The 2,170-nt window shown below is 32.9% G+C and carries 2 protein-coding genes; both read right to left on the bottom strand.

Going from position 1 to position 2,170, the window contains the following annotated elements; all coding sequences use genetic code 11:
• Positions 1-238: 238 nt before the first annotated feature.
• Positions 239-1,081: a DegV family protein gene (locus tag CN514_RS24450; protein WP_098234792.1), complete on the bottom strand. Its 843-nt coding sequence runs from the start codon at positions 1,079-1,081 to the stop codon at positions 239-241.
• Between the two features lie 296 nt (positions 1,082-1,377).
• Positions 1,378-2,055, bottom strand: coding sequence for a response regulator (locus CN514_RS24445; protein WP_098234791.1), 678 nt, complete (start codon positions 2,053-2,055; stop codon positions 1,378-1,380).
• Positions 2,056-2,170: the final 115 nt, after the last annotated feature.

Raw genomic sequence — 2,170 nt, 5'->3', positions numbered from 1 at the left:
AACTACTTTAAAAGAAATTGAACAAAATTTACAATGATCTATCGAATTTTCTTTTTAATTGCGATTTCGCTGATTTTATTTGTGATAACAAGGTTTTATTTGTGATTTTCTATTTTTAATAGCGATTACTAATTTTTATTTGCGATACTCACTTTTTAATTGCGACTAGTTTTTATTTGCAATGCTCAAACTTTCACTGCAAAAAAATAAAAAAGCCCCTGATCAAAGGAGCTCCTACTCAAACAACATACCAACCCAATCCTAAAGCACCTTCACCAAGATGTGTACCAATTACTGGACCAAAATATGAAGTTTCTAATTCTACATTCGGATATGTTTCACTAAGTTGTTGGGCTAACTTTTTTGCATCGTCTTCACGATTTGAGTGAATAACAACTGCTTTCATTTTTTCGCCTTTTGATGCAACTTCGCCAAATAAATCTGTAATTCGTTTCATTGCCTTTTTTTCAGTTCGAATTTTTTCAAAGGCAACAATTTGTTTGTCTACAAATGTTAGAATTGGCTTTACTTGTAGTAAACTTCCTACAAATGCTTGTGCACTTGAAAGTCTTCCACCGCGTTGTAGGTGATCTAAATCAAAAACCATAAAGTAAGCATTTGCAGTTTGTTTTATTTCATCTAAACGCTCAATGACTTCAGTTGGTCCAGCACCTTTCTTTGCCATTTTCGCTGCTTCAATGACATAAAACCCTTGGACCATGCAGCTAATTTCTGAATCGTAAGCGACTACTTCTAAATTATCAATCATTGAACCAGCTGACACGATACTTTGATAGGTTCCACTAATTCCACTTGATAAAGTGATAGCAACAACAGCCTCATATTCATTTGATAGCTGTTCAAATTTTTCAATAATCGTGCCGTATGCAGGCTGTGAAGTTTTTGGAAGCTCCTTTTGTTCACGGACCTTGAGGAAAAATTGTTCGGCTGTAATTTCAACTTCTTCTTGGTAGGACGCATCTCCGAAGATTACATTAAGAGGCAACATATGTATATCTAAAGAATCTCTTACTTCCTTTGGGATATAGGATGTACTATCTGTAACAATTGCAGTTCTCATTGTCATATCCTTTCTTATATATATAGTAACGTTTAACTATGTATTTATTGGTTTAATTTTACACAACTAATTAAGTAAAATCATCGTATTTCATTCTCTTTACTCTGAGCCAATTCGACAACTCAGGTAGACTTAGAAAGACTTATTATACTTAAAAGCCTATATATTGAAAAGATAAAGTCGGCATTTTATTGATTCTATGTTTCAAACTAAATGTGAAAAAATAAAATTTTGTTCTTTGTCTAGAAACTAAAACAGAGTACCGATCATCCGATACTCTGCTTTTTTGCATCTAACTATTTCACTTCTACCCAAGCGTTTCGAATTGCCGTTACTACAGCATGAGTACGGTCATTTACTTCTAGCTTTTGTAGAATATTACTTACATGGTTTTTGACAGTTTTTTCACTAATGAAGAGAGCTTCACCAATAGCACGGTTACTTTTACCATCTGCTAACATTTGAAGTACTTCACATTCTCTTCTAGTAAGTAAATGTAATGGACGGCGCACTTCTACTTCGCGAGATTTAAATAACTGTTCTTTAAGTGATAGTCTTCTAAATTCTTCTACTAGGTTGTGAGTAATCTTCGGATGTAAAAAACACCCACCTTTGGTAACGACTTTAATCGCTTCAATTAGTGTATCTGAGTCCATTTCTTTTAATAAATAGCCTCTTGCACCTACTTTTAGGACATGAGTTACATACGATTCATCATCATGTATTGATAAAATAATTACTTTTGCATCAGGATGTTTTTCTAGTAATGCTTTTGTAGCAGTTACACCGTTCATTGTCGGCATGTTTATATCAACAATAAATACATCTACTTGATGTTGATCCATGATATTTACAACCTCTGTACCGTCTGAACCTTCAGCAACAACATCAAAACTCTCTTCAAAATCTAGGATTCTCTTAATTCCTTCACGAAACAATTTATGATCATCTACAATTGCAATTCTAGTTTTCATTTCATTACTCCTCTGTTTATTTGATCTAGTTTGCTAATCTATCGAAATTTGTAGAAATTGGTATTTTTTTCTAAATTATAGTATATTTTAACATATTTTATTAATAGTTACGACG

The sequence above is a fragment of the Bacillus sp. AFS001701 genome, assembly GCF_002559405.1.
Taxonomy (GTDB): domain Bacteria; phylum Bacillota; class Bacilli; order Bacillales; family Bacillaceae_G; genus Gottfriedia.
This window is presented reverse-complemented; position numbering and strand designations above follow the sequence as displayed.

Bases quoted from the DNA above. Each gene is read 5' to 3' on its own strand.
- CN514_RS24450 (WP_098234792.1), bottom strand. From the start codon at position 1,081: ATGAGAACTGCAATTGTTACAGATAGTACATCCTATATCCCAAAGGAA.
- CN514_RS24445 (WP_098234791.1), bottom strand. From the start codon at position 2,055: ATGAAAACTAGAATTGCAATTGTAGATGATCATAAATTGTTTCGTGAA.